Here is a 23,244-nt window from a genome sequence, read left to right as displayed (position 1 = left end):
CGGAGCGGCGTGATTGCCTCACAGTGTCTTTAAATAGTCCTGAAATTCCTTGCCCGGCTCCTTCGGAAACCGTGTGTCGGTGATCGCAAATGATGTGATGCGATCGAGCCGGAAATTCCGGAAGCCGTTCCGTACTTCGCACCACGCAGTCAGCACCCAGACACTTTCGAAGGCAGTCAGTCCCAGCGGGCGGGTGAGGCGTTCACTGACGCGGTTCTGCAGGTCACTGTAGCCGAGTTGCACCTTGCGCCGTTTGCGGATGGCATCGCGCAGCGGAGACAGGGCGTCATGTCCTTGTGCCGAGGAGGCCTTGCCGACCGCAAGCAAAGGGCGGTTCAGCGAGCGTTCGCCTTCGGACAGAACAGCTCCAAGCTTGCCGAGCACCCGCTCGGCCGTTTCGCGCATGGTTTTGTCGCCACGTGCCTTGACCATGCGAATGCCGAGCAGGATGACATCCAGCTCGTCCGGATCGAACTGCATCGGCGGCAGGAAATAACCGCGTTCAAGAACGTAGCCGACACCGCCTTCACCGCGAATGGGCGCGCCCATCGCCTTAAGCGTGGCCATGTCCCGATAAATGGTGCGTTCCGTCACGCCCAGCAGCTCCGCAAGCATGGCGGCCGGAACGGCGCCTCTGCGGCTGCGCAGGGCATCCAGGATGGAAAACAGCCTGATGGTTCGCATGGGTGTCGGTCTCCAGCCGGTTTCTGCAAGGAATTTGCTGCCGCCCTCTTTTGCACGATCATAGCGCATCCCCCTGACAGAAACTGTCTCTGACGCCTTCTATAGAGCTGGCAGCAGAAACACGGAAGGACATCTCATGCTGCGAAAAGAACTGGGACCGATGAAAGTGATGGGGTTTGCTCGCTACGAGGCGAAAGCAGGCGTAGGTGCGCCGGAACTGATAGCGGCCGCCCGCCTGTGGCAGAAGGAGTTCCTGAGCAACCAGCCGGGAATCGCCTTTCACTGCTTTTTAGGCAATGCAACAGGCGGTTATGCCGATGCAATTCTGGCAAGGGACGAGGCCAGTTTCGCAGCCATGTCCGAGGCGCATATGCAGGCTGCGTGCTCAAGGGCATTCATGGAACTGCTGGAGCCCGGCAGCATTCGCCTGTGTCTCAACCGTCTGATGAAAGACCTCACAGCGGTGCCGGACGGATTTTCCGCCATCGAATTCGGTACCTTTCTTCCCAGGAACGACGGCAGCTTTTCAGAAGAGGCGCTGATGGCTGCGTCCGGACGGATCGAGAGGGAGTATCTTGCCCCGTTGCCGGAAACCAGGGCGCATCTGATGGCGCAGGCAGGGGAGGATACCTATTCGGAGATCTGCTTTGTGGAAACGGAAGGTGCTGCCAGGGAGATCTGCGGAGGCTATGTGTCGAACGCGGCCTGTGCGCCGCTTTTGAACCTGTTTGATCCCGCCAGCGTCGATCTGGATTTCTGGCACGTGCTTGCCTGAGCCGTCAGGCGACCTAATCGCCTGACGGTCTAGCTATTGTACCCGCGTCCGTCCGAGGCCCTTGCCAGTTTCTGGCCGCGTTTGGCCTCGCGGCGGACCGTGTAGATCGACGCGGCGATGATGACGGCGGCGCCCACCAGTGTTTCCACACGCGGCCACTGGTGGAAAACCAGGGCGCCGAAAACGGTGGCATAGAGCAGCCTTGTGTAGTCCAGCGAGGCAATGGCGGTGGCTTCGCCGGCGCGGAATGCCTGGATATTGGCCATCTGGGCTGCCCAGGACACGATGCCGATTCCAAGCAGAATTCCCCATTGTGCCAGGGTCGGGGTCTGCCAGGTCAGGATGGCGGGGATGATCATGATCAGCCCGACGCCGAAAGCCTGGTAGGTCAGGATGGTGACCGGGGGATCGGTGCGCGTCAGCAGACGGACGACAATCATCACCAGGCCGGCGCAGGCCGCTCCGGCGATGGCGAGCAGCGCAAAGGGATCGATCAGCCCGTCGCCTTGCGGGCGGAGCATCAGAACAACCCCCAGAAAGCCGACGATGGTTGCACCCCAGCGGTGCACACCGACCGTTTCTCCCAGTAACCAGATGGCGAAGATCGTGAGGAAGAACGTCTTGGAGAAGCTGATTGCCGTGGCATCGGCCAACGGCAGTTCGATGACGGCCGTGAAGCCGCAGAGCATGGCGGTCGCGGCAACCACGATACGGGTCAGCTGAAGTCCGGGACGTTTTGTCGCCAGGGAGGTCGGCAATCCGCTGAGGATCTTCGGGGCAACGATGGCAAGCATGATGCCCTGGCGGATCACCAGGATCTGGAACACCGTCAGGTCCTTGCCGAGCAGCTTGATCAGGGTGACCATGATCGAGAACAGAAAGGCGGCCAGAAGGATCCAGAGCGCGCCGATGGTGTTCGACGGCAGGTTCTCCGTCAGGCTGGTCACCTTGCGCCGAAGACGGTTGCCGGTTGCCTCGGAAGGCTCCGGCTGTTGGGTGGGCATGTCCATCGTGAATCCTTGCCGGAGGGTATGCGGATGCGGCGGCGCATTTGGGCCGGAGCACAGGCAAGACTCGGATAAGGCTGTTTGTTGCAGTTGAAACAAGCTTAGCGCTTTTCGCTGAGAAGGAAAGAGGGCGGCTGTTTGCCATCGCCAGCAGATGCAATTTAAACTGCGCCGAACGGGGAGGACTTCTATGGAAAAAATCCAGACGCAGGGCGTGCATCACATCACTCTTGTCGGGGCCGACAGGCAGACTTCCATCGATTTCTGGGAAGGGCTGCTGGGCATGCCTTTCGTGTTCGAGCAGCCCAATCTGGACGATGAAAACCAGAGCCATCTCTATTTCGATCCGGGCGACGGCCGTCTCATCACGATCTTCACCAACGAAGACCGCAAACCGGACCCGGAGCCGGCTCCCCAGACAATCGGCTGCGTTCACCACCTGGCACTTGCCGTATCGCAGGCAACCTTTCGGCAGATTGCCGAGCGGCTTGATGCACGCGGCATATCGCACAGCGGTCCGAAGGATCGCGGCTTCATGGATTCTATCTATTTCCGTGACCCGCTCGGGCTGCTGATCGAACTGGCCAGCTATCGCTTCGTGCCACCGGAAGGCGTGGCCATGGGCGAGGTCATGCTGGAAGCACACAAGATCCGGGTGGCGCGGGGTGACTACAACATTCAGGAAGTCCATCTTGCCGATGCCATCGAGCAGTTGACGCGCGAAACGAGACGCAGCCTGTCTGACGACCGGCGCCCGAAGAACCCGTACAAGCGGTAGGGCGTCATCCGGGTGGTGCACCTGCCGGACGTTCTTTGCACTCGCTCGCAAATTCGCTTGCGCGCCGATGTGAATCATGATGATGAGCTGCGTCCGAAATCTTGTTTTCAGACCGGACCGCAACCTCAGTTGCGCTCTCCGGCGGGCCATGCAATGCTCGGTTAACAAGGTCGTTTGGGAAAGGCCCCAGCAAGGGGGCTCCAGGGTTTTTTTGAATGACAATGGCTAAGAAGGGGCGTCCCTTGGCCGCTGCCGATATCATCGGCTGGCGTGAAATCGTGAGCCTTCCCGAACTGGGCGTTTTCGATATGCGTGCCAAGATCGACACCGGCGCACGCACCTCGGCGCTCCATGCCGAAGAACAGGAAGTGTTCGAACGCGACGGCCGGACCTGGGTACGTTTCCGGGTGCCTGCCTCGCGTCATCACAGCGATTTCCGGGCGGAGGTTCCGGTTCTGGACGAGCGCAACATCAAGAACACCAGCGGTGTTCCCGAGCGGCGCATTGTCATCCGGACGTTACTTCATCTTGGAAAACATCACTGGCATGTGGATGTGTCGCTGGCGGACAGGTCGAACATGGGGTTCGACATGATCCTCGGCCGAACGGCGATCAGGCGGCACAACGTGCTGGTGCATGCGGGCCGGTCTTTCCTGGCGGGAAAGCCCGCGCTGGCAACAAAACACTAGGGTGTGGACCCATAAATGAAGAAGAAATGGTTTGAGGTGGATTGGTCTTCCTCAAGGCGCGGAAGCGCAGGAAATGTGGCCCATTTTCAAGCTTTCGCAACGCTGCGGAGGACCAATCCGGTCAAATCCGAAGGACATGAAAATGGCTTCACCGCGCGTCGTCAGCGTGCTTGACCGGGCAGAAAGCCCGCTCCGCGCACACTTCCTAACGCGATTTTGCCATTTTTCATGCCATTTCGTCTTCATTTATGGGTCCACACCCTAAGCTGCGCGTTTGAGCGGCAGGAAACAATCACTGAAAATTCGGTGTCGCAACACCGGTCGGAACGAGGCTGAGACCGAGGGACTTGAACCAATGAAAATTGCTATGATGGCACGGAATCCCGAGCTCTATTCCCACAAGCGCCTGAAGGACGCTGCCGAGGAGCGCGGTCACGAACTGGAAATCATCAACACCCTACGCTGCTACATGAACATCGCCTCGCGGCGGCCGGAAATCTATTACAACGGCAGCAAGCTGACCGGCTTCGACGCCGTGATTCCGAGGATCGGCGCATCGGTCACTTTCTATGGTCTGGCCGTGTTGCGCCAGTTCGAGATGATGGGCGTCTACCCGCTGAACGAATCCGTTGCCATCGGACGATCGCGCGACAAGCTTCGGTCGATGCAGCTGCTTGCCCGCGACGGGATAGGCCTGCCGGTGACGACCTTCGCTCACGACCCGAAGATGACCGAGGAAGTGCTGGCGACCGCGGGTGGCGCCCCTGTTGTGATCAAGCTGCTGGAGGGCACGCAGGGCATCGGTGTGGTTCTTGCCGATACGGAGCGGTCTGCCAAGTCGGTGATCGAGGCGTTTCGCGGTGCCAACGTGAACATCCTGGTGCAGGAATTCATCAAGGAAGCCGGCGGCACCGACATCCGTGCGCTGGTGGTTGGCGGCAAGGTGATTGCGGCCATGAAGCGGACGGGTGCGGAGGGCGAATTCCGTTCCAACCTGCACCGCGGCGGCAGTGCGGCCGCCATCAAGATTTCTCCCGAGGAACGTTCGACCGCCATTCGCGCGGCAAAGACCATGGGGCTGAACGTCTGCGGTGTCGATATGCTGCGGTCCAACCATGGCCCGGTGGTGATGGAGGTCAACTCCTCGCCCGGGCTGGAGGGCGTTGAAAAGGCAACGGGTATTGATGTTGCCGGCAAGATCATCGACTTTATTGCCAAGAATGCCCAGGTTGGCAAAACCAAGACCAAGGGACGCGGTTGACCACAAAAGTGAAAGCCTTCGAGATCGGCGACCACAAGATCGCACCGGGAACCCGGCGTACGATCGATCTGCCGGTCAGCGTGCTGTCGGACCACACGCCCGTGACGATGTCCGTGCATGTCCTGCATGGAAGCAAACCCGGGCCGGTCATGTTCGTCAGTGCGGCCGTGCATGGTGACGAGGTCATTGGTGTGGAGATCGCACGCCGTGTCCTGAAAGCGCCACAGCTCGAAATCCAGGAACTGGACAAGCTGAAGGGCACGCTGATGGTCATCCCGATCGTCAACGCGTTCGGTTTTCTGAACCATTCGCGCTATCTGCCCGACCGGCGTGACCTGAACCGCTCGTTCCCCGGTAGCCTGCGCGGCTCGCTGGCCGGGCGGCTGGCGCATCTTTTCATGAGCGAGATCGTCAACCGGTCCGATTATGGCATCGACCTGCATTCGGCGGCCATTCACCGGACCAACCTGCCGCAGATCCGCGTTTCGCCTTCACGGGCAGACACGCTGTCGCTCGCGAAAGCTTTCGGTGCTCCGGTCATCCTGACCTCCAAGGTGCGCGATGGGTCGTTGCGACAGGCCGCTCAGCTGAAGGGAACCGACGTCCTGGTGTTCGAGGCGGGCGAAGGCCTGCGGTTTGACGAAATGGCGATCAGGGCCGGCGTTTCCGGCGTCTTGCGCGTGATGCGTTCCTTGAAGATGTTGGGAGCCAAAGGCATCACGCGGCCAAAGGCCCGCTCGATCCTCAGCAAGACGAGCTACTGGGTCCGCTCGCCGGCCGGTGGATTGTTGCGGCCGTTCAAATCGGTCGGCGATGTTGTCGAACCCGGTATGCTGCTTGGCATCACCTCTGATCCGTTCGGCGAGAAGGAACGGAACGTGCTGGCCGAACTGGGCGGACTCATTGTGGGCAGAACCAACCTTCCGGTGGTCAACGAAGGGGACGGGCTGTTTCATATCGCCGAGTTCAACGAACGATACGACGCTGAAACGACCCTCGACAGCCTGGCTTCCCAGCTTGAGGCCGATCCGCTGTTCGACGAAGACGAAATCATCTAGAGGCGGCTTGGTTTCAGCGTTTCTCCGCGTGTGCAGCAGCTCACCCACCTATCGCATGCTTCAGGGGAGGGACTGGCTCGTGTTGATGGATGGGCCACTGGCACCGAATGAGCAAGCCGTCTCAGCCCCCACAGCTTGCCCGGAAAAACAATTGTGCGAAGCAGAATTGTCCAAACCTCTGGCCACGTCGGCTTTCGGGCACTATGTTGAACAAAACCGGCGCTCCCGGCGCGTGGATATTTCCCAAGGGAAAGTCTTCCCAAAAAAAGCAGGTCCAGATTCATGAACCAGATGGTCACTCCGAAGTTCGGTGTTGGCGCCCCATTGCGCCGCAAGGAAGATGAGCCGCTCATAACCGGCAAGGGCATCTATACGGGCGATTACATGCCGGAAGGCTGCCTGCACGGGGTCGTCGTTCGGTCTGCCATGGCACATGCGCGCATCAGCCTTGGAAATGTGGACGAGATCCGTGAGATGGACGGTGTCCGGCTGGTGCTCACCGGAGCCGAGCTGGAAGGCCGGACGATGCCTTGCCGGGCGCGTCCGAAGCAGATCGACGGCTCCAATTTCGCGGCGCCCGATCAGCCTGTCCTGTGCTCCGACGAAGTACGCTATGTGGGCGATGCGATTGCCTTTATCGTCGCGGACGATGTCAACGCAGCCCGGAATGCCGCCGAGATGCTGGAAATCGACTACGACCCGCTGGACGTTGTCGTCGGGATCGAGCAGGCCCTTGCACCGGACGCCGTGAAGGTCTGGCCGGAGTTCGGCACCAACGTTGCCTTCACATACGGTCAGGGTGATCAGTCCAAGGCCGACGCTGCCTTCGAAAAGGCTGACAAGGTCGTTTCCATCGACGTCGTCAACAACCGGATCGTCGCCAACTACATGGAACTGCGTGGCTGCGTTGCCGAATTCGACGCTGCGAGCGATCGGTTCAAGCTGACGGTCGGCACCCAGGGCGGTCACGGACTGCGTGACATCATCTGCAGCATTCTGGATCTGGAAGCTGACAAACTGCAGGTGATCACGCCGGAAGTCGGTGGTGGCTTCGGTACCAAGATGTTCTGCTACCGCGAATACCCGCTGAGCATGGTCGCGGCTCGCGAACTTGGACGGCCAGTGCGCTGGACGGGTGAGCGCATGGACCACTTCGTGACGGATGCACATGGCCGGGACAACGTCACCCACGCGGAACTGGCGCTGGACGTCGATTGCCGGATCCTGGGGCTCAAGGTGCACGTCAAGGCTGCCATGGGTGCCTATCTGCACCAGTTCGGCCCGTTCATTCCCTTCGTCGGCACATCGATGACCTCCGGTCTCTACGACATTCCGGCCGTCTTTGCGAAGGTCGAGGGCGTCTACATGCACACGGTGCCGACGGATGCCTTCCGCGGCGCGGGCCGTCCGGAAGCTGCCTATCTGATCGAGCGCCTGATCGAGAAGGCGGGAGAGGAAACCGGTGTCGGATCGGTAGAGATCCGCAAGCGCAATTTCATCAAGCCGGAGCAACTGCCTTACACGACCCAGACCGGGCGAATGTACGACACCGGCGATTTTTCCGGCCATCTGCAAAAGGCGCTGGAAGTTGCCGACTGGGACGGCTTCAAGGCCCGGCAGGACGACAGTGCGAAGCACGGCAAGTACCGCGGCATCGGCATCTGTTCCTATATCGAGGCCTGTGCCTTCCCTGGCAGCGAGGAAGCCACCCTTGAGCTCAACGACAAGGGTACGTTGACGTTGCTGATCGGTACGCAGACCAACGGCCAGGGCCATGCGACGGCCTACAGCCAGGTCATCGCGGAACAGTTCGGCATCTCCATCGAGGACATCGACGTTATCCAGGGCGACACCGACCGGGTGCGCAAGGGGGGCGGCACGGGTGGGTCGCGCTCCATCCCCATCGGCCTGCCGTCTGTCCGCGATGCGGGCATTGCGCTGGTCAAGAAGGTGAAGGAACTTGCCGCTGATCGGCTTGAGGCCGGGATCGAGGATCTTGAACTCGACGGTGGCATGGTTCGTGTGGTCGGAACCGACCAGCAGGTGACACTAGCCGAGATTGCAGCAGGCGCCGGGGAAACCCTGACCGCCCGCGAAGAGGTCAATCAGACCGAGGCGACCTATCCGAACGGCACCCATGTGTGCGAGGTGGAAATCGATCCGGATACCGGTGACGTTGCCATCGTCAACTACGTGATCGTCGATGATTTCGGTGTCACGGTGAACCCGCTTCTTCTGGCCGGTCAGGTGCATGGCGGTGCGGCCTCCGCACTCAGCCAGGCTCTGTGCGAACAGACGATCTACGACGAAGACGGCCAGCTTCTGACGGCTTCGCTGCTCGACTACCGCATGATCCGTGCGGCAGACCTGCCGGACATTCACTTCGAGACCCGCAACGTTCCATCGACCACCAATGCCATGGGCATCAAGGGCGCGGGTGAAGCCGGAACCATCGGCGGCTGTGCATCGGTCATGAATGCGGTGCAGAAGGCGCTGAAGGACGGGGCAGGGGTCAGTGAGCTGATCGACATGCCGGCAACCCCGCTTCGCGTGTGGGAAGCGATCCAGGCAGCAAAATAACGGAAACTGAAAAAGGCGCCCTTTCGAGGCGCCTTTTATCTTTCAGGCAGCAAGTTGACACCGGTAAAGCCCGGTTCTCAAGATTGTGTCTGTGGTTTCTTTTAAATAAACGTATGAATTATCCGGTTCTTGCCGCAATCTTGCGGTTCATCGGTGCGTGGCGCGAATCCTTCCGCTTCAAGAAATAGGATCCTCCCGTTGTTTCAGTCCTTCTTTCCCAAGCCCAAACTTTTCTTCCTGTCTGCCTTCCTCTGGTCACTTGCCGCAATCCTTGCCTGGTACGGGTTTGCTGAAGGACTGACAGAAACACTGGGCTTCGGCACGCCGCCACAGGGTGAGCAACCACCCATCGGGCTTCCCTATTTCGTTACACCTGATTTTCTTTGGTTCTACATCTATTACGGCATCTGCACGCTGCTCTTCGGCGGTTTCTGGTGGATGTTCTCTCGCGACCACCGCTGGCAGATCTGGTCGATCTGGGGCTCGTCCCTGATCATTTTCATGACCTACTACAGCGTTCAGGTGTCAGTCGCGATCAACAACTGGCGCAGACCGTTCTTCGATACGCTGCAAAACGCGCTCAATGGAGAGGAAAGCGGTGTCACCGCAGCAGACTTCTATAACCTGATGCTGATCTTCGCGCAGATTACATCGGTCTGGGTGATTCTCTATATCTTCACGCGCTTCTTCGTCAGCCACTACGTCTTCCGTTGGCGTACGGCGATGAACGACTACTACGTCGAAAAGTGGTCGAATGTGCGTCACATCGAAGGTGCCTCGCAGCGTATTCAGGAAGACACGATGCGCTTTGCTTCCATCATGGAAGGACTTGGCGTTGCATTCATCGACTCGATCATGACACTGATTGCCTTCTTGCCGGTGCTGTTTGCGCTTTCAAGTCATGTCTCGTCCCTGCCGATCGTAGGCGAAATTCCAGCGCCATTGTTCACCGCGGCAATCATCTGGTCGCTGTTTGGGACGGTTTTGCTCGGCCTTGTCGGCATCAAGCTGCCCGGACTGGAGTTCCACAACCAGCGCGTTGAGGCAGCCTACCGTAAGGAACTTGTGTACGGGGAAGATCATGAAGATCGCGCCAATCCGGCGACCTTGCGCGAGCTGTTCGGTTTTGTCCGTCAAAACTATTTCCGGCTCTACTTCCACTATCTCTATTTTAACCTGGCCCGCGGCATTTACCTTCAGTCGGACAACATCTTCTCCTATTTCATCCTCATTCCGACGATTGTGGTGGGCAAGATCACCTTTGGTATCGTGCAGCAAATCCTGACGGCCTTCAGCCAGGTGTCCTCGTCCTTCCAGTTCCTGGTGAATTCCTGGACGACGATCATCGAGCTCCTGTCCATCTACAAACGTCTGAAAGGCTTTGAGGTCTCCATTGCCGAGCGGGAGCTCGCGGTTGCCGGTGGCACCACTCCTGAACCGGGGGCGCAAGCTTAAGGTCAGGTCTGCGCAAGACGTTCAAGCCAGTTTTCTGTCCCGGCGGTTCCGCGGTCCGACGCACCGCCCGTGGCTTCATGAAGAGCGCCGGGCCTGGAAGTTGTCATGGCGTTCTTGAGCCAGAAGTCCCGTTTCTCCGGACCTCCGGCGCCTACCGGGATGACCCGGCAGGCACCTCTTATCGGAATATCGCTGAAAGTGGCCTCCACCATGGTGTTCTTCGTCATGGCAACGGCCCTCAAGATCGCCGCAGAGACGGTGCCGATCGGTGAGCTTGTGTTCGCACGGAATTTCTTCGGGCTGTTTCCGGTGCTGATCATGGTGGCGATGCGCCGGGAGTTGGGGCTCGCCTTTCGAACGGCCAACCCGCTGGGACATCTTACCCGGGCGTCCGTCGGCCTGACGGCGATGGTTTGCGGCTTCACCGCGTTGTCTCTGCTGCCCTTGCCGGATGCGACGGCGATCGGCTTTGCATCGCCGCTCTTCGTGGTGGTGCTGGCGTTTCTGCTCCTTGGCGAAAAGGTGCGGGTCTATCGCTGGAGCGCAGTCGGTGTCGGCTTTGTCGGCATTCTGGTTGTGCTGTCACCGCATCTGGGTGACGCGGAGTTGGACAGCAACTCGATGATCGGGGCCCTGATCGGCCTGACAGGAGCCGGCTTTGCCGCGCTCGCCATGATCACCGTGCGCAAATTGTGCGAGACGGAGCGCACGTCCACGATCGTTACCTGGTTTGCGGGCATGTCGTCCGTATTGTCGCTGCTCACGCTGCCGCTGGGCTTTCTGCTGCCGGGTCAGGCCTGGATCATTCCGGACCTGCCCACGGCAGGTCTGCTTCTGCTGATCGGCCTTGCGGGCGGTGTCGGCCAGATCCTGCTGACGCAGAGCTACCGGTTCGCGGATGCCTCCACCATTGCCCCGTTCGACTATGTCAACATGCTGTGGGCGATCATTGTCGGTTGGGTGGTGTTCAGCGAAACGCCTTTGCCTGCAGTGGTGCTGGGGGCGCTGATCGTGATTGCCGCCGGTATTTTCGTCATCTACCGCGAACACAAGCTCGGGCTGGACCGGACAAAGGCACGCCGGGCGTCATCGCCCTCGCGTTCGTAGGGGGAGAGACAAGAGGGCAGGTCCCGCTGTCTTCCCCGTCATTCCGGACAAGCACAGCAATGCTGTGCACCGATCCGGAATCCAGACTTATTTCGCGCCTTAGGCGCGGCATTACACAAAGAGAGAAGAGTTCGCTTTGCTCACGCTGATGCGCTGGATCCCGGATCGGCACGCAGCTTTACTGCGCTTGTCCGGAATGACGGCGAATGCGGGTGGTTTCCGAAATCGGCCTTACTGCGACTTGTATTCGAACCGCTCAACAGCGCTCTTGGTGCCGTCCTTGAAGATCAGCTGCACGCTGATCGACTGGGCCGACCCCAGGGGCAGCTCCAGATAGGGCTTGTCCTTCAGAACGACATTCTGGTTGTCCGGGTCACAGGCTTCCAGTTGCCATTCCTGCTCAATCGGGTCGTCGTTCAATCCGTAGAAGACATAGTCGATGCCGCACTTCCAGGATTCCAGGTGGGTGAAATAGATCAGCTCCTGGCCCTGCCAGTCGCGGAATGACACCCAGTTGGCTTTGGTAAGGTCCAGGATCTGCTTGATCTGCTCCGGTGGCATGCCTTGCGCGGACGCGGTCGAGCCGATCGGAGCAAGAGCGAGGGGCAGGCAAAGGGCGGCGATTTTAATGAGTTTCATGGAAATTTCCGGGTCTGAGTTCAGAAGGCCTTGAAGGTAATGATGGTTTTGGTGTCCTGAATGCCGTCGATCGGGTGGACCTTCTCGTTCACGAAGTGGCCAATGTCCGAACCGTCGTCGACATAGAATTTCACCAGAAGATCGTAGTCGCCGGAGGTGGAGTAGACTTCGGACGCAATTTCCGCATCGGCGATCGCATTGGCGACCTGGTAGGTCTTGCCCAACTGGCATTTGATCATCACGAAAAACGGTACCATGGGGCGCTCCGGGCAGTTGGTGTTTGAAGGGGGTGAACGTGTCACCTGAACCATCAGCCGGGCTGTTCGGTCAGCCAAACATGCCGGGCAACAGATTCACGAAAGCAGACTAGGACATCGCCTATCTCCTCCCGCCAGTCAATTGCCGAGTAGTCGCTCTGCACAAGCCGGGCCTTGCAATCGCACGGCCGGCTTGTTAGCAGTGCAATCATCTCATGGGGGTGCCCGGCCATCCTGGACCGGGCTGAGAGGCGGCCTGCCAACTCCTTGAACCTGATCCGGCTGATACCGGCGGAGGGATTTGAGATCATGATGCACACACCACTCCCTTCAACACGTCCTTTCCGGAATACCGGCAACGGGCTTTCTGTCGCAGGAGAGCCGTCATGAGCCTTTCCGTTGCTGCTTCCACGCAAGCCCTGGCCGCCGAACAGGTCTTCACCCTTCTGGAAAGGGTGCGGCAGAAAACGCCGCGCGTTCACGCCATCACAAACGCGGTCGCCCAGAGTTTCACCGCCAATGTGCTGCTTGCGCTCGGCGCCGTTCCTTCCATGACCATCGCGCGGGAGGAAGTTGCGGCTTTTGCCGGCGGGGCTGATGCGCTGCTGGTGAACCTCGGCACCCTTGACGAGGAACGTCGTGCGGCCATTCCGCTAGCGATCGAAGCTGCCAGGACTGCCGGACGTCCGGTTTGTGTCGATCCGGTTTTCGTCAACCGGTCTCCCGTGCGCTGCGCCTATGCACGCGAATTGCTGGGCCTGAAGCCGGATCTGGTGCGGCTCAATCCGGAAGAACTCAACGCTCTCCTGCCGGAGCGGGCGGATGCCGATGCATTGATCGAGGCCGGAACGGTTTTTGCGGTCACTGGCCCGGAAGACAGGGTCGAGAGCCGCGGCGAGGATTTCCTGCTGCGCAACGGCGATCCACTGATGTCACGCGTGACGGCCACCGGCTGTGCCGGCGGTGCGGTTCTGGCGGCGTTCCTGAGCATCGAAAAGGACAGGGCGCTTGCAGCTGCTTGCGGACTGTCCGTCTTGAACATTGCCGGCGAAATCGCGGCTAGCCGGTCAGGCGGGCCAGGCAGTCTGGTGCCGGAGTTGCTCGACGCACTCTATTGCCTGACTGACCGCGACATTGAAGCCCGTCTCAAGACCGGCTGACGCAGCCTTTTCGGCATCTACTCCCAGGAGGTTCCCATGACCGCAATTGCGGTAACCATTGCAGGATCGGATTCCGGCGGCGGAGCCGGCATTCAGGCTGATCTCAAGACCTTTTCCGCAAATGGCGTCTTTGGTGCCAGTGTTATTGCAGCCCTGACGGCGCAGAACACGCTTGGCGTCAGCGCCATCCATGATGTGCCACCGGAGTTCGTGCGGGCCCAGATGACGGCCGTCTTCTCGGACCTTGCCGTCAAGGCGACAAAGATCGGCATGCTGTCGCGTGTCGATACGATCGAGGTGGTAGCTGAAGGACTTCGGGAACACGAGACAGGCCCGGTTGTGCTTGACCCGGTGATGGTGGCTGCCTCCGGTGACCCGTTGCTTGCCGACAGTGCGGTCGACACGCTGATTGCCTTGCTGCTGCCGCTGGCCGATATTGTTACCCCGAACCTGCATGAAGCTGCCCGCATGTTGCTGGGCGACGTCGCCGCGGACGAAACGCAAATGCAGGCGCAGGCAGAACGTCTGCTCGGTCTTGGAGCCAACGCGGTTCTGCTCAAGGGCGGGCACGGGTCTGGCGCGAATAGCGCCGATCTGCTTCTGGATCGCAACGGCAATGCGGTCTGGCTCAGGTCAGAGCGGATCAAGACCGACAACACGCATGGCACCGGTTGCACCCTGTCATCCGCGATTGCCTCGGGTCTCGCCAAGGGGCAGGACATGGAAGCGGCCGTCAGGTCCGCCAAGTCCTATATTCAGGCTGCCATCGCCGCTGCCGACACGCTTCACATTGGCAGTGGTCACGGGCCAGTCCATCATTTCCACGCGTTCTGGAGCAAGTGAGATGACCGATCAGCCAAAGACCGAAACCGGACGGATCAGCCGTCGCGGACTTCTGGGGGCTTCCGCCGCCGCCGGTGCAAGCGCATTGGCCGCCCCGGCGGTGGCGCAGGAGCAGGCGACGCTGGAATGGAAGATGGTCACATCCTGGCCAAAGAACCTGCCGGGGCCCGGGGTCACGGCGCAGCGCATTGCCGACAGGATCGAGCTGATGTCCGGTGGTCGCCTGCGCGTTCGGCTTTATGCTGCAGGGGAACTGGTGCCGGCTCTGGGCGTGTTCGAGGCGGTCTCGGCGGGGACGGCGCAGATGGCGCACACGGCCTCGTTTTTCTGGCAGGGCAAGATCCCGGCTTCGGTCTATTTCACCGCCATCCCTTTCGGTTTGTTGCCGCATGAGCATATCACCTGGATTGAGCAGGGGGGCGGCCAGGCGCTTTGGGACGAGCTTTATGCCCCGTTCGGACTAAGGCCCGTAATGGCCGGCAACACCGGGGTCCAGATGGGGGGCTGGTTCAAGCGCGAAATCAACACTCTTGACGATCTCAAGGGGCTGAAGATCCGCATGCCGGGCCTTGGCGGCGAAGTGATGCATCGGCTTGGAGCGACGCCAGTCAGCCTGCCGCCTGCAGAGTTGTTCCAGGCGTTGGACAGCGGCGTGCTGGACGCCACCGAATTCCTGGGTCCCTGGTCGGACAGGGCAATGGGGTTCCAGAAAGCAGCCAAGTCCTACTACACGCCGGGGTTCCATGAACCCAACGGCACCGGTGAAGCGCTGTTCAACAAGGTGGCGCTGGAAGGTCTGCCGGAAGACCTTGGCGCCATCGTTCTGGAGGCCTGCAAGGCAGAAAACGGCCGCTCGCTTGCAGAAAGCGATTGGGAGAATGCAGGCGCACTGAAGCTCCTGCAGGAAGAAGACGGCGTTACCGTCCGTCCTTATCCGGACGACGTTCTGGATGCTTTGCGGGAGACTTCGGCAGTCGTGCTGTCCGAGTTCGCGAGCAAGGATGCGCTTAGCCAGAGGATCTACGACAGTCATATGGCTGCGCGGGCACGCCTTGCCCCCTGGAGTGACGTTGCCATGCGCCGCTTCCTCGAAGCTCGCGACAGCTAGGCTTGCCGCTTGAGGCTGCAAACAAGGAATGGAGTGCGGTCCTGGACCATCTCTTTCTGCGAGCCGGTGCAACCGACCGGTTCGCAGCTTGCAACCTGCCTTGCCGGAAAAGCTGTAATTGGCCGGGCAGTTGCGCGTCGCCTGCTGACAAACTTCCTGACAAAAATTCAATTTCGAAAGGAAAGGCTACCGCGCAACGGTGTGCCGACGCGATTTCCGTTAGGAAAGGTGATTGGCGTTTTTACCAAGGAATATCAAGGAACTTGTCCTACAAAAGATCCACATTCCGTCACGAAACCTGTGGCAAAGCCGCAACGATTCACCGTTAAATTACGTTATCGGAAACTGACATTTCGGGTGCCTGTTTTTTAGGCAAATGTCTGAAAGTGTGTCGGTGCGATGACGAAGAGACTCTGAACCTGTCGTTTTTGAAGTGTTTTGAATGTCTACGCAGCAATACCTACCAGAAAAGCCGCGCATTTCGCATTGCAGCATGAAAAAACGGCCGCATAACTGACGTAAATATTCAGTTGAAACGGACGGCATTCTCCTAAAACCCTGTCTCAGGTTGTCATCACACATCCGGTGGCTAGGGGATGGGAGGAAACTCAATGCCGTGGGTAAACAAGAAATCAGTTCTACTTGCTTCTACAGCTGTAGCTCTATCAATGGTTGCAGGTTCTGCGTTCGCGGGTGGTTTCGCACTTAGAGAGCAGAGCTCGTACTTTCAGGGTATGTCTTTTGCCGGGTATGGTACGTCCGGCGGTTCGATCTCTTCGATGTACTGGAACCCGGCGTCGCTTATCGGCGCTCAGCAGGGTCTCACCATCGAAGCGCATAATACGGGGCTCTTTCCAAGTTCGGATATCAACGGCACGCTGTCCGGCGGGTTCCTCGGTACGTCTTCGATCGGCAGTGGCGACATTGCTTCCGACGCGTTCATTCCCGCTTCCTACGCAGCCTACCGGTTGAATGAAAAGCTGATCTTCGGTGTCGGTATCAACGCACCCTTCGGCCTGTCGACAAAACCGGAGCAGAACTGGGCAGCCCAGTTCTATTCCCGTTCGTCTTCCGTGTTCTCGTTGAACGTCAACCCGACGGTTGCGCTTCAGATCAACGACATGTTCGCGATCGCGATCGGTGTTCAGGCGCAATACCTGGACGTGTCGCTGAAATCCGCCGACGCCACTTCCGGAGCGGGCTTCCCCCGTTCGAACCAGATCACTGGTGATGACATCGGTTTCGGTGTGACGGCTGGTCTGACGGTGCGACCGTTCGAGGGGACTGAAATCGGACTTGGATATCGCTCCGGTGTCGGTCACGATCTCGACGGCGACCTGTTCGCCGGTGGTGTCACAACGGCGATCGGCCTGGGTGTCGTTACGCCGGACATGATCAACCTTTCCGCAAAACAGAAGGTGACCGACAAGATCCGCGTTCTTGGAACGGTGGAATGGACCAACTGGAGCCGGCTCAAGTCGCCACGTGCGATCAACGACGCAACCGGCGCAGAGGCCACCGTCCTGCACTTCAACTATGACGACGGCTGGTTCTTCTCTCTGGGCGGTGAATACGACTTCAACGAGAAGCTGACCTTCCGCGGTGGTGTCGGTTACGAAATCTCGCCGATCGACGAAAAGATCCGCTCCACGCGTCTGCCGGACAATAACCGCTGGTGGCTGTCGGCTGGTGCCAGCTACACCTTCAACGAGCACCTGGCGTTCGATGTCGGCTACACGCACATCATTCCGGAATCGACCGATATCAACATCGATTCCAGTCACCAGGACTACAACGCGGCATTCGGTACCTATTCGGGGGATGTTGACAGCAGCGTCAACATCATTTCTGCCGCGCTGCGCTACAAGTTCTAATCAGAAAGATCAGCCATTCAGCAAAGGCCGGGGCATATGCTCCGGCCTTTCTTCATGACTTTGGACGCTTAGAACGCCGCCGGATAGAGCCCGCCATCCATCAGGATGTTCTGGCCGGTGATGTAACCGGCGTGGCGAGAGCACAGGAAAGCGCAGGTCTGGCCGAACTCCTCGGCTGAACCGAAACGTCTTGCCGGGATTTCCGCTGCCTGTGCCGCCCGGACATCCTCGATGCTTTTGCCTGACTGCTGCGCGGCGCGCTCGAAGCCGCCTTTCAGACGGTCGGTGTCCATCTTGCCGGGCAGCAAGTTGTTGACCGTCACGCCGTGGGGGGCAAGCTGGCGGCAGACGCCGGCCAGGAATGCCGTGAGCCCCGCCCGAGCACCGCTGGACAGATCGAGACCTTCGATCGGCATCTTTACCGAAAGCGAAGTGATGTTGACGATGCGGCCGAAACCGCGCTTCTTCATGCCGGGAACAACCGCCTGGATCAGCTCGATGGGGGTGACGAAATTCTGCACCACACCTTCCATCAGCGCCGCACGGTCCAGCTCGGAATAGTCGCGCCGGGGCGGGCCACCATTGTTGTTGACCAGGATGTCCGGGTCCGGGCAGGCCGCCAGAAGCGCTTCTTGTCCCTCCCGTGTGGAAACATCCGCTGCGATGGCGGCAACGCTCACGCCGAAGCGGTTCTGCAGCAGGGTGCGGGTTTCTTCCAGAACCGTTTCGTTACGTCCGTTCAGGACGATGTCGCAGCCTGCTTCCGCCAGCGCTTCGGCGCAGCCCTTGCCGAGGCCGCGGCTTGACGCACAGATGATTGCCTTTTTGCCCTTGAGGCCGAGGTCCATGAACGTTCTCCTTGATGCAGGTTGGACATGCTTTGTGGCTGGCAAAACCCGATGCTGTCAAATGCCGTCAGGGACATATGGAGCCGGTCAGCATCCGGCAAGATGTTCGTGAAGCAACGGAATGAAGTGAGGGAGGCCAATACCCGATCCGTGCCGGTGTTAATCATTAAGCTGGAAAACAAACAGGCCCGGGGAAGTCACGCCGTTTGTCATAATAGTGATACTTGAATCGCGTCTATAGCGCTCCAAAGGGAATTTGGAGAAGTGCTATGTCTACCGCTGAGGCATCGCGGCATTACCGGGCCTTGTTTATTTCCGACGTCCATCTTGGCACGCGCGGTTGTCAGGCGGAGATGCTGCTGGACTTTCTGAAGGACAATGAAGCCGAGACCATCTATCTGGTCGGCGACATTGCCGATGGCTGGCGTCTGCGGCGGTCCTGGTACTGGCCACAGCTTCACAACGACGTGGTGCAGAAGATCCTGCGCAAGGGGCGCAAGGGAGCCCGGGTCATCTATATTCCGGGAAATCACGACGAGTTTCTGCGCAGCTTCCTCGGTACGCATTTCGGCGGTGTGGAAGTGACCGACAGCATCATTCACGAAGCTGCCAACGGCAAACGCTATCTGGTCATTCATGGTGACCAGTTCGACGTGGTGATCCGCCATGCCAAGTGGCTGGCCTTCTTTGGCGACAAGGCCTATGTGACCGCGCTCGGCGTCAACACCTGGCTCAATGTAGTCCGCCGCCGTCTCGGCCTGACCTACTGGTCATTGTCCGCCTGGGCCAAGTTGAAGGTAAAGAACGCGGTCAGCTTTATCGGACGTTTCGAAGAAGCCCTGTCCGACGAGGCGCGCCGGCAGGGCGTCGATGGCGTCATTTGTGGTCATATTCACCACGCCGCGGACCGTGATATGAACGGCATTCACTACATCAACACGGGTGACTGGGTGGAAAGCTGCACTGCGGTTGCCGAGCACCACGATGGAACATTTGAGGTGATCCGATGGGTGGACCGTACCCAGGAGGAGGCCGTGCCGGCGAAAGCCAAGGAAGCACCGGTCGCCGCATGAGTTCCATTCTGATTGTGACGGATGCCTGGCATCCCCAGATAAACGGTGTGGTTCGCTCGCTGGAGCGCACGGCCGAAGAACTCGAGAAGATCGGTGTGCGGGTGGAATTCCTGACCCCTCAGGAATTCACGACGCTGCCGTGTCCGACCTATCCGGAAATTCGCCTGTCGTTGACCCATCGCGGCATCGTGCGTAGGAAGATCGAGGATTACGGCTGCGAGCATCTGCACATTGCAACGGAAGGCCCGCTCGGGCTTCTGGCGGCAAGCGTCGCCAAGAAGGCTGGGCGTCCGTTCACCACGAGTTACCACACCCGGTTTCCCGAATATGTTTCAGCCCGGCTGCCGGTTCCGCTGACTTGGTCCTACAGCTGGCTGCGCCGGTTTCACAATTCCGGCTGCGGCTGCATGGTCGCAACACGGTCGCTGGAGCAGGATCTGCGTGACCGTGGTTTTACCAATCTGATGCGCTGGTCGCGCGGTGTGGATGAGCAGCAGTTCAAGCCTTACGAGGGTTCCGTTCTGCCAGCCGACCTGCCGCGCCCGGTGTTCATGTATGTCGGCCGGGTCGCAATCGAAAAGAACATCAAGGCGTTTCTGGATCTCGACCTGCCGGGATCGAAAGTGGTGGTCGGTGGTGGCCCGCAGCTCGACAGTCTGCGCCGGGAGTACCCGGGGGTGCATTTTACCGGTTCCAAGGTGGGCGAAGATCTCGCAAGGCATTATTCCGACGCGGATGTCTTCGTGTTTCCCTCACTCACCGACACCTTCGGCAACGTTATGCTTGAGGCCCTGGCCTGCGGCGTGCCGGTTGCCGCTTTCCCGGTAATGGGCCCGCTCGACGTCATCAGCGATACGGGGGCGGGTGTCTTGTCGGAAGATCTGCGCGAAGCGGCTGAAGCCGCGCTGGATATCCCACGCGAACATTGCCGCACGATTGCCATGAATTACACCTGGGCGGCCAGCGCACGTCAGTTCCTGGACAATTGCATTGAAGCCCAGGACATACACAACGCCCGTTCGACGCAGGGAAAAGCCGCCGAATAAGGCGGCTGCCCTGATGTGCGATGACGTTGCGCAGTGCGGCAAACGAAATTGACACCAAGACAAGTTCCCGCTGGAACTGCCCGCTTTCCTGTGAAAACACTTGCATCGAGACCCGGCCCTGAAAGGGGCCGAGGCATTGCCTTGTACGCTTCTGCGGCAGGCCTCCGAGCAGTTGTTTGACGTTTAGAGCGAGTTCCGATGACGAATATGCAATCGCTGCCTGTGTCTGAAGCAGGTTCAAAGTTGGCTGGTAAAACCGTTTCCATAGAAGATGTTGAAGCCGCAGCGGAGAGGATCCGAAGCGAGGCGCTGGTGACACCGCTCCTGAGGCATCCGTTGCTGGATGAGGTAACCGGGGCAACCGTCGTCGTGAAACCGGAAAACCTGCAACGCAGCGGCTCGTTCAAGTTTCGCGGGGCCTTCAACCGCCTCAGCCTCATCCCGCCGGCAGACCGACCCAGAGGCGTTGTGGCCTGTTCGTCCGGAAACCACGCGCAGGGCGTTGCTGCAAGCGCGCAGCTGCTCGGCATGCCCGCAACCATCGTCATGCCGTCCGACGCGCCAAGGATCAAGCTGGAGCGCACACGCGGCTACGGGGCGACCGTCATCACTTACGATCGTGAGACCGAAGACCGGGACGCGATTGCAGGAGACCTGTGTTCGAAGTCAGGAGCGACGTTTGTCCACCCCTACAACGATGTCGGTGTTATCGCAGGGCAGGGTACAGTCGGACTGGAGATGGCAGCCCAGGCAGCTGCGCTGGGCCTGCATCTGGACGATGTGCTCGCCTGCACCGGCGGTGGCGGATTGTCCAGCGGCATTGCCCTGGCGCTGGAAGCCAAGTCGCCCGGTACGGTCTTCCATACTGCTGAACCGGAGCTGTTCGACGACTACAAGCGCTCGCTTGACGCCGGTGAGCGGCTTTCCAATGCCGTAAAGACCGGCTCTGTCTGCGATGCGCTCCTGTCCGATTCGCCGGGTGATATCGGCTTTTCAATTCTAAGCCGCGTAGCGGGCGAAGGCGTGACTGTCACGGACGAGGAAGCTCTGGCTGCCGTCGCCTTTGCGTTCACCGAACTGAAGCTCGTCGTTGAGCCCGGCGGAGCCGTTGCACTTGCAGCACTTTTAGCCGGAAAGCTGCCTTTCAAGGGCAAAACCGTCGGTATCGTTTTGACGGGCGGAAACATCGATCCACAAATGCTAAAGACTGCGCTTTCCCGTTAACGCGCCTTTAGGGGGCTACCCGCTAGAGCGGTTCCACAAGCATGACTTGCCGAAGTCGGGTGGAGGAGACCGGACCAGGCAGTCCTGTTTGCCTTTTCGTCGGGACGGCGCGAACAGGGCTGCTGAAAATTGAATTCCAGCGTGGATTGCCAGGCAACGGCGCCGCGTCTTCTCCTTTCATCACCTGAACATTGCCAGCGTACCGATGCATCGAGCATGGCGCGGAACGCCTTGTTGTGCCTTTCAACAGCCCACTTGGGTTCGCGAGGGAACAGGTGACACGTGCTTTATTGAATCAGGATCTCTTGCCTCTTCACTGTGAGGCTCGGAGGTCCGGCAACTGAAGAGCGATCAGCTCACGGGCCCGTCAAACCGGACCTCCATCGGCTGATCCAAGAGGCATTCATGCAGACAAACACCTTGAAAGATCGGCTGAAGTTTTTCCGTTTCACGGACGAGGATCGGGCTGTGGCCCAGTCCATGTGGCCGGCAATCAAGGAAGCCTTGCCGAGCGTTCTGGACGGGTTCTACGCACACGTTAAAACCGTGCCGCATCTGGCGGCACTGGTCGGCAACCAGCAGTCGCGCCTTGTGAAGGCACAGATGAGCCACTGGGAAGGGCTGTTTGCAACGGGCCCGGATGAAGCCTACCACGAGCGCGCTGTGCAGATCGGCCTCACACATGTGCGGATCGGCCTCGATCCCAGCTGGTACATCGGTGGCTATTCCTTCGCCCTCACGCAACTGACGGAGACGGTCCTGAAGAAGCGCTTCATGTCGACGGGCAAGCGCATTCGGGCCATGCAGGTGATGACGAAGCTGGTCATGCTGGACATGGATGTCGCGATCTCCACCTATCACGAGAAAATGGTGGCAGACGCTGTCGGACGCGAGACCGAACTGAAGGCCGCCATCCAGGAATTCCAGGGCGTTCTGGGCGGTACGGTCGGCACGCTTGGCGCGGCATCCGAACAACTTGAAGTGTCTTCGGGCAGTCTGCGCCGCGAGACGGGCTCCATCGGAGAGCGGATGGTCAAGATGGACAATACGTCTGCCGAAACCGCAAGCGGTGTCCAGTCAAGCGCGACGGCAACGGAGGAAATGTCCGCTTCCATCACCGAGATCGGTCGCCAGGCAGGCCAGTCCCGCGAGATGGCGTTGAAGGCCGTGGAAGGTGCACGCAGCACAAACGCTTCCGTGACGAAACTTGCCGGCTTCGCGGATCAGGTCGGATCGGTGATCGGGCTGATCTCTGAAATTGCCGAACAAACCAACCTGCTGGCACTGAACGCCACCATCGAAGCGGCGCGTGCCGGGGAAATGGGCCGCGGGTTTGCGGTTGTCGCCGCCGAAGTGAAGGAACTCGCCAGCCAGACGACCAAGGCGACGGAAGAAATCACCGAACAGGTCGCCAGCATTCAGCAGGCGACCAGACAGTCTGTGCAGGATATCGAAGGCATCACCTCGATAATCGGTGCCCTGTCCGAAATCGCGACCGGCATTGCCTCCGCGGTGGAGCAACAGGCGTCGGCAACGGCAGAAATCTCGGCCAACGTCCAGATCGCTGCACAGGGCACCCAAGCCTTTACCGACGAGATTACCGCTGTGCGTGGGTCGGTCGAAAATGTCGAGGGAGCTGTCGGCACCATTCAGGACATGTCGACGGCGCTGAAAGACCAGGCCGGCCAGCTTGGCCAGCAGGCGGAACAGTTCTTCGCCAAGATCAATTTCGGCCGCTGACCACCAACTGGCACACGTGCCAGCCGACCGCCACCTTG

At 59.6% G+C, this 23,244-nt stretch carries 21 protein-coding genes and 1 riboswitch; of the genes, 16 read left to right on the top strand and 5 right to left on the bottom strand.

Going from position 1 to position 23,244, the window contains the following annotated elements; all coding sequences use genetic code 11:
- Positions 1–18: 18 nt before the first annotated feature.
- Positions 19–684 (bottom strand): YafY family protein, encoded by a 666-nt coding sequence (locus HCG46_RS02410; protein ID WP_168684442.1) that lies wholly within the window; start codon positions 682–684, stop codon positions 19–21.
- 136 nt (positions 685–820) lie between these two features.
- Between HCG46_RS02410 and HCG46_RS02405 the strand changes: the two genes are divergently transcribed.
- Positions 821–1,459 (top strand): hypothetical protein, encoded by a 639-nt coding sequence (locus HCG46_RS02405; protein WP_205838351.1) that lies wholly within the window; start codon positions 821–823, stop codon positions 1,457–1,459.
- Positions 1,460–1,488: 29 nt separating this feature from the next.
- On the opposite strand, the gene HCG46_RS02400 is transcribed toward HCG46_RS02405, so the two are convergent.
- Positions 1,489–2,469 carry a DMT family transporter gene (locus tag HCG46_RS02400; RefSeq protein ID WP_023000631.1) on the bottom strand — a complete coding sequence of 327 codons (981 nt, stop codon included), beginning with the start codon at positions 2,467–2,469 and terminating at the stop codon, positions 1,489–1,491.
- A 187-nt stretch (positions 2,470–2,656) separates the two neighbouring features.
- On the opposite strand from HCG46_RS02400, the gene HCG46_RS02395 reads away from it, so the two are divergent.
- The 7 genes from HCG46_RS02395 to HCG46_RS02365 all read left to right on the top strand — a co-directional run bounded on the left by HCG46_RS02395 (position 2,657) and on the right by HCG46_RS02365 (position 11,394).
- Positions 2,657–3,244, top strand: a complete 588-nt coding sequence (locus tag HCG46_RS02395; RefSeq protein WP_062488229.1) for a VOC family protein — start codon at positions 2,657–2,659, stop codon at positions 3,242–3,244.
- 215 nt (positions 3,245–3,459) lie between these two features.
- On the top strand, positions 3,460–3,933 hold the full coding sequence (locus HCG46_RS02390; RefSeq protein WP_208984212.1) for a RimK/LysX family protein: 474 nt from the start codon (positions 3,460–3,462) through the stop codon (positions 3,931–3,933).
- Positions 3,934–4,288: 355 nt separating this feature from the next.
- Positions 4,289–5,194, top strand: coding sequence for a 30S ribosomal protein S6--L-glutamate ligase (rimK, locus tag HCG46_RS02385; RefSeq protein WP_006932769.1), 906 nt, complete (start codon positions 4,289–4,291; stop codon positions 5,192–5,194).
- Positions 5,191–6,252 (top strand): succinylglutamate desuccinylase/aspartoacylase family protein, encoded by a 1,062-nt coding sequence (locus tag HCG46_RS02380; protein WP_023000635.1) that lies wholly within the window; start codon positions 5,191–5,193, stop codon positions 6,250–6,252. The genes rimK and HCG46_RS02380 overlap by 4 nt, the downstream gene beginning before the upstream one ends.
- A 282-nt stretch (positions 6,253–6,534) precedes the next feature.
- Positions 6,535–8,832 (top strand): xanthine dehydrogenase family protein molybdopterin-binding subunit, encoded by a 2,298-nt coding sequence (locus tag HCG46_RS02375; RefSeq protein WP_168684440.1) that lies wholly within the window; start codon positions 6,535–6,537, stop codon positions 8,830–8,832.
- A 198-nt stretch (positions 8,833–9,030) separates the two neighbouring features.
- Entirely contained in the window at positions 9,031–10,287 is a 1,257-nt protein-coding gene (gene sbmA, locus HCG46_RS02370; protein ID WP_023000637.1) for a peptide antibiotic transporter SbmA, read from the top strand.
- A gap of 105 nt (positions 10,288–10,392) precedes the next feature.
- Positions 10,393–11,394, top strand: coding sequence for a DMT family transporter (locus HCG46_RS02365; protein ID WP_051990128.1), 1,002 nt, complete (start codon positions 10,393–10,395; stop codon positions 11,392–11,394).
- A gap of 231 nt (positions 11,395–11,625) precedes the next feature.
- Here the strand turns inward: HCG46_RS02365 and HCG46_RS02360 are convergent, their stop codons facing one another.
- Both HCG46_RS02360 and HCG46_RS02355 read right to left on the bottom strand, forming a co-directional pair.
- Complete coding sequence (locus tag HCG46_RS02360) at positions 11,626–12,033, bottom strand: hypothetical protein (protein WP_023000640.1); 408 nt, start codon at positions 12,031–12,033, stop codon at positions 11,626–11,628.
- A gap of 20 nt (positions 12,034–12,053) precedes the next feature.
- Positions 12,054–12,290, bottom strand: a complete 237-nt coding sequence (locus HCG46_RS02355) for an Lrp/AsnC ligand binding domain-containing protein (RefSeq protein ID WP_023000641.1) — start codon at positions 12,288–12,290, stop codon at positions 12,054–12,056.
- Positions 12,291–12,497: 207 nt separating this feature from the next.
- Positions 12,498–12,608: riboswitch (TPP riboswitch) on the top strand.
- A gap of 68 nt (positions 12,609–12,676) precedes the next feature.
- On the opposite strand from HCG46_RS02355, the gene HCG46_RS02350 reads away from it, so the two are divergent.
- The 4 genes from HCG46_RS02350 (at position 12,677) to HCG46_RS02335 (ending at position 17,275) form a co-directional block, all read left to right on the top strand.
- On the top strand, positions 12,677–13,450 hold the full coding sequence (locus HCG46_RS02350) for a hydroxyethylthiazole kinase (protein WP_168684438.1): 774 nt from the start codon (positions 12,677–12,679) through the stop codon (positions 13,448–13,450).
- Between the two features lie 36 nt (positions 13,451–13,486).
- Positions 13,487–14,293 (top strand): bifunctional hydroxymethylpyrimidine kinase/phosphomethylpyrimidine kinase, encoded by an 807-nt coding sequence (gene thiD / locus HCG46_RS02345; protein ID WP_168684436.1) that lies wholly within the window; start codon positions 13,487–13,489, stop codon positions 14,291–14,293.
- A 1-nt stretch (position 14,294) separates the two neighbouring features.
- Positions 14,295–15,401 (top strand): TRAP transporter substrate-binding protein, encoded by a 1,107-nt coding sequence (locus HCG46_RS02340; RefSeq protein WP_023000645.1) that lies wholly within the window; start codon positions 14,295–14,297, stop codon positions 15,399–15,401.
- Positions 15,402–15,997: 596 nt separating this feature from the next.
- Positions 15,998–17,275, top strand: coding sequence for an OmpP1/FadL family transporter (locus HCG46_RS02335; RefSeq protein ID WP_353621805.1), 1,278 nt, complete (start codon positions 15,998–16,000; stop codon positions 17,273–17,275).
- A gap of 68 nt (positions 17,276–17,343) precedes the next feature.
- On the opposite strand, the gene HCG46_RS02330 is transcribed toward HCG46_RS02335, so the two are convergent.
- Positions 17,344–18,123: an SDR family oxidoreductase gene (locus tag HCG46_RS02330; protein WP_168684432.1), complete on the bottom strand. Its 780-nt coding sequence runs from the start codon at positions 18,121–18,123 to the stop codon at positions 17,344–17,346.
- Positions 18,124–18,392: 269 nt separating this feature from the next.
- On the opposite strand from HCG46_RS02330, the gene HCG46_RS02325 reads away from it, so the two are divergent.
- From HCG46_RS02325 to HCG46_RS02310, 4 genes are all read left to right on the top strand, one after another.
- Positions 18,393–19,196 carry a UDP-2,3-diacylglucosamine diphosphatase gene (locus tag HCG46_RS02325; RefSeq protein ID WP_023000648.1) on the top strand — a complete coding sequence of 268 codons (804 nt, stop codon included), beginning with the start codon at positions 18,393–18,395 and terminating at the stop codon, positions 19,194–19,196.
- The gene (locus HCG46_RS02320; protein WP_023000649.1) at positions 19,193–20,242 is read left to right on the top strand and encodes a glycosyltransferase family 1 protein; all 1,050 of its coding nucleotides are present in this window, start codon (positions 19,193–19,195) and stop codon (positions 20,240–20,242) included. The genes HCG46_RS02325 and HCG46_RS02320 overlap by 4 nt, the downstream gene beginning before the upstream one ends.
- A gap of 198 nt (positions 20,243–20,440) precedes the next feature.
- Entirely contained in the window at positions 20,441–21,466 is a 1,026-nt protein-coding gene (locus tag HCG46_RS02315; RefSeq protein ID WP_023000650.1) for a threonine/serine dehydratase, read from the top strand.
- 405 nt (positions 21,467–21,871) lie between these two features.
- The gene (locus HCG46_RS02310; protein WP_168684430.1) at positions 21,872–23,206 is read left to right on the top strand and encodes a globin-coupled sensor protein; all 1,335 of its coding nucleotides are present in this window, start codon (positions 21,872–21,874) and stop codon (positions 23,204–23,206) included.
- Positions 23,207–23,244: the final 38 nt, after the last annotated feature.

The organism is Labrenzia sp. PO1 (assembly GCF_012273635.1).
GTDB classification, from domain to species: Bacteria; Pseudomonadota; Alphaproteobacteria; order Rhizobiales; family Stappiaceae; genus Roseibium; species Roseibium algicola.
The sequence above is the reverse complement of the archived record's forward strand: the minus strand, read 5'-3'. Positions and strand labels throughout refer to the sequence as shown.

What these genes read in the sequence shown, in the direction of transcription:
- HCG46_RS02310 (WP_168684430.1), top strand. Translation starts at nt 21,872, where the DNA reads ATGCAGACAAACACCTTGAAAGATCGGCTGAAGTTTTTCCGTTTCACG.
- HCG46_RS02320 (WP_023000649.1), top strand. Translation starts at nt 19,193, where the DNA reads ATGAGTTCCATTCTGATTGTGACGGATGCCTGGCATCCCCAGATAAAC.
- HCG46_RS02315 (WP_023000650.1), top strand. Translation starts at nt 20,441, where the DNA reads ATGACGAATATGCAATCGCTGCCTGTGTCTGAAGCAGGTTCAAAGTTG.
- HCG46_RS02365 (WP_051990128.1), top strand. Translation starts at nt 10,393, where the DNA reads ATGGCGTTCTTGAGCCAGAAGTCCCGTTTCTCCGGACCTCCGGCGCCT.
- HCG46_RS02325 (WP_023000648.1), top strand. Translation starts at nt 18,393, where the DNA reads ATGTCTACCGCTGAGGCATCGCGGCATTACCGGGCCTTGTTTATTTCC.
- rimK (WP_006932769.1), top strand. Translation starts at nt 4,289, where the DNA reads ATGAAAATTGCTATGATGGCACGGAATCCCGAGCTCTATTCCCACAAG.
- HCG46_RS02390 (WP_208984212.1), top strand. Translation starts at nt 3,460, where the DNA reads ATGACAATGGCTAAGAAGGGGCGTCCCTTGGCCGCTGCCGATATCATC.
- HCG46_RS02410 (WP_168684442.1), bottom strand. Translation starts at nt 684, where the DNA reads ATGCGAACCATCAGGCTGTTTTCCATCCTGGATGCCCTGCGCAGCCGC.
- HCG46_RS02395 (WP_062488229.1), top strand. Translation starts at nt 2,657, where the DNA reads ATGGAAAAAATCCAGACGCAGGGCGTGCATCACATCACTCTTGTCGGG.
- HCG46_RS02335 (WP_353621805.1), top strand. Translation starts at nt 15,998, where the DNA reads ATGGGAGGAAACTCAATGCCGTGGGTAAACAAGAAATCAGTTCTACTT.
- HCG46_RS02405 (WP_205838351.1), top strand. Translation starts at nt 821, where the DNA reads ATGCTGCGAAAAGAACTGGGACCGATGAAAGTGATGGGGTTTGCTCGC.
- HCG46_RS02330 (WP_168684432.1), bottom strand. Translation starts at nt 18,123, where the DNA reads ATGGACCTCGGCCTCAAGGGCAAAAAGGCAATCATCTGTGCGTCAAGC.
- HCG46_RS02355 (WP_023000641.1), bottom strand. Translation starts at nt 12,290, where the DNA reads ATGGTACCGTTTTTCGTGATGATCAAATGCCAGTTGGGCAAGACCTAC.
- thiD (WP_168684436.1), top strand. Translation starts at nt 13,487, where the DNA reads ATGACCGCAATTGCGGTAACCATTGCAGGATCGGATTCCGGCGGCGGA.
- HCG46_RS02350 (WP_168684438.1), top strand. Translation starts at nt 12,677, where the DNA reads ATGAGCCTTTCCGTTGCTGCTTCCACGCAAGCCCTGGCCGCCGAACAG.
- HCG46_RS02375 (WP_168684440.1), top strand. Translation starts at nt 6,535, where the DNA reads ATGAACCAGATGGTCACTCCGAAGTTCGGTGTTGGCGCCCCATTGCGC.
- HCG46_RS02340 (WP_023000645.1), top strand. Translation starts at nt 14,295, where the DNA reads ATGACCGATCAGCCAAAGACCGAAACCGGACGGATCAGCCGTCGCGGA.
- HCG46_RS02360 (WP_023000640.1), bottom strand. Translation starts at nt 12,033, where the DNA reads ATGAAACTCATTAAAATCGCCGCCCTTTGCCTGCCCCTCGCTCTTGCT.
- HCG46_RS02400 (WP_023000631.1), bottom strand. Translation starts at nt 2,469, where the DNA reads ATGGACATGCCCACCCAACAGCCGGAGCCTTCCGAGGCAACCGGCAAC.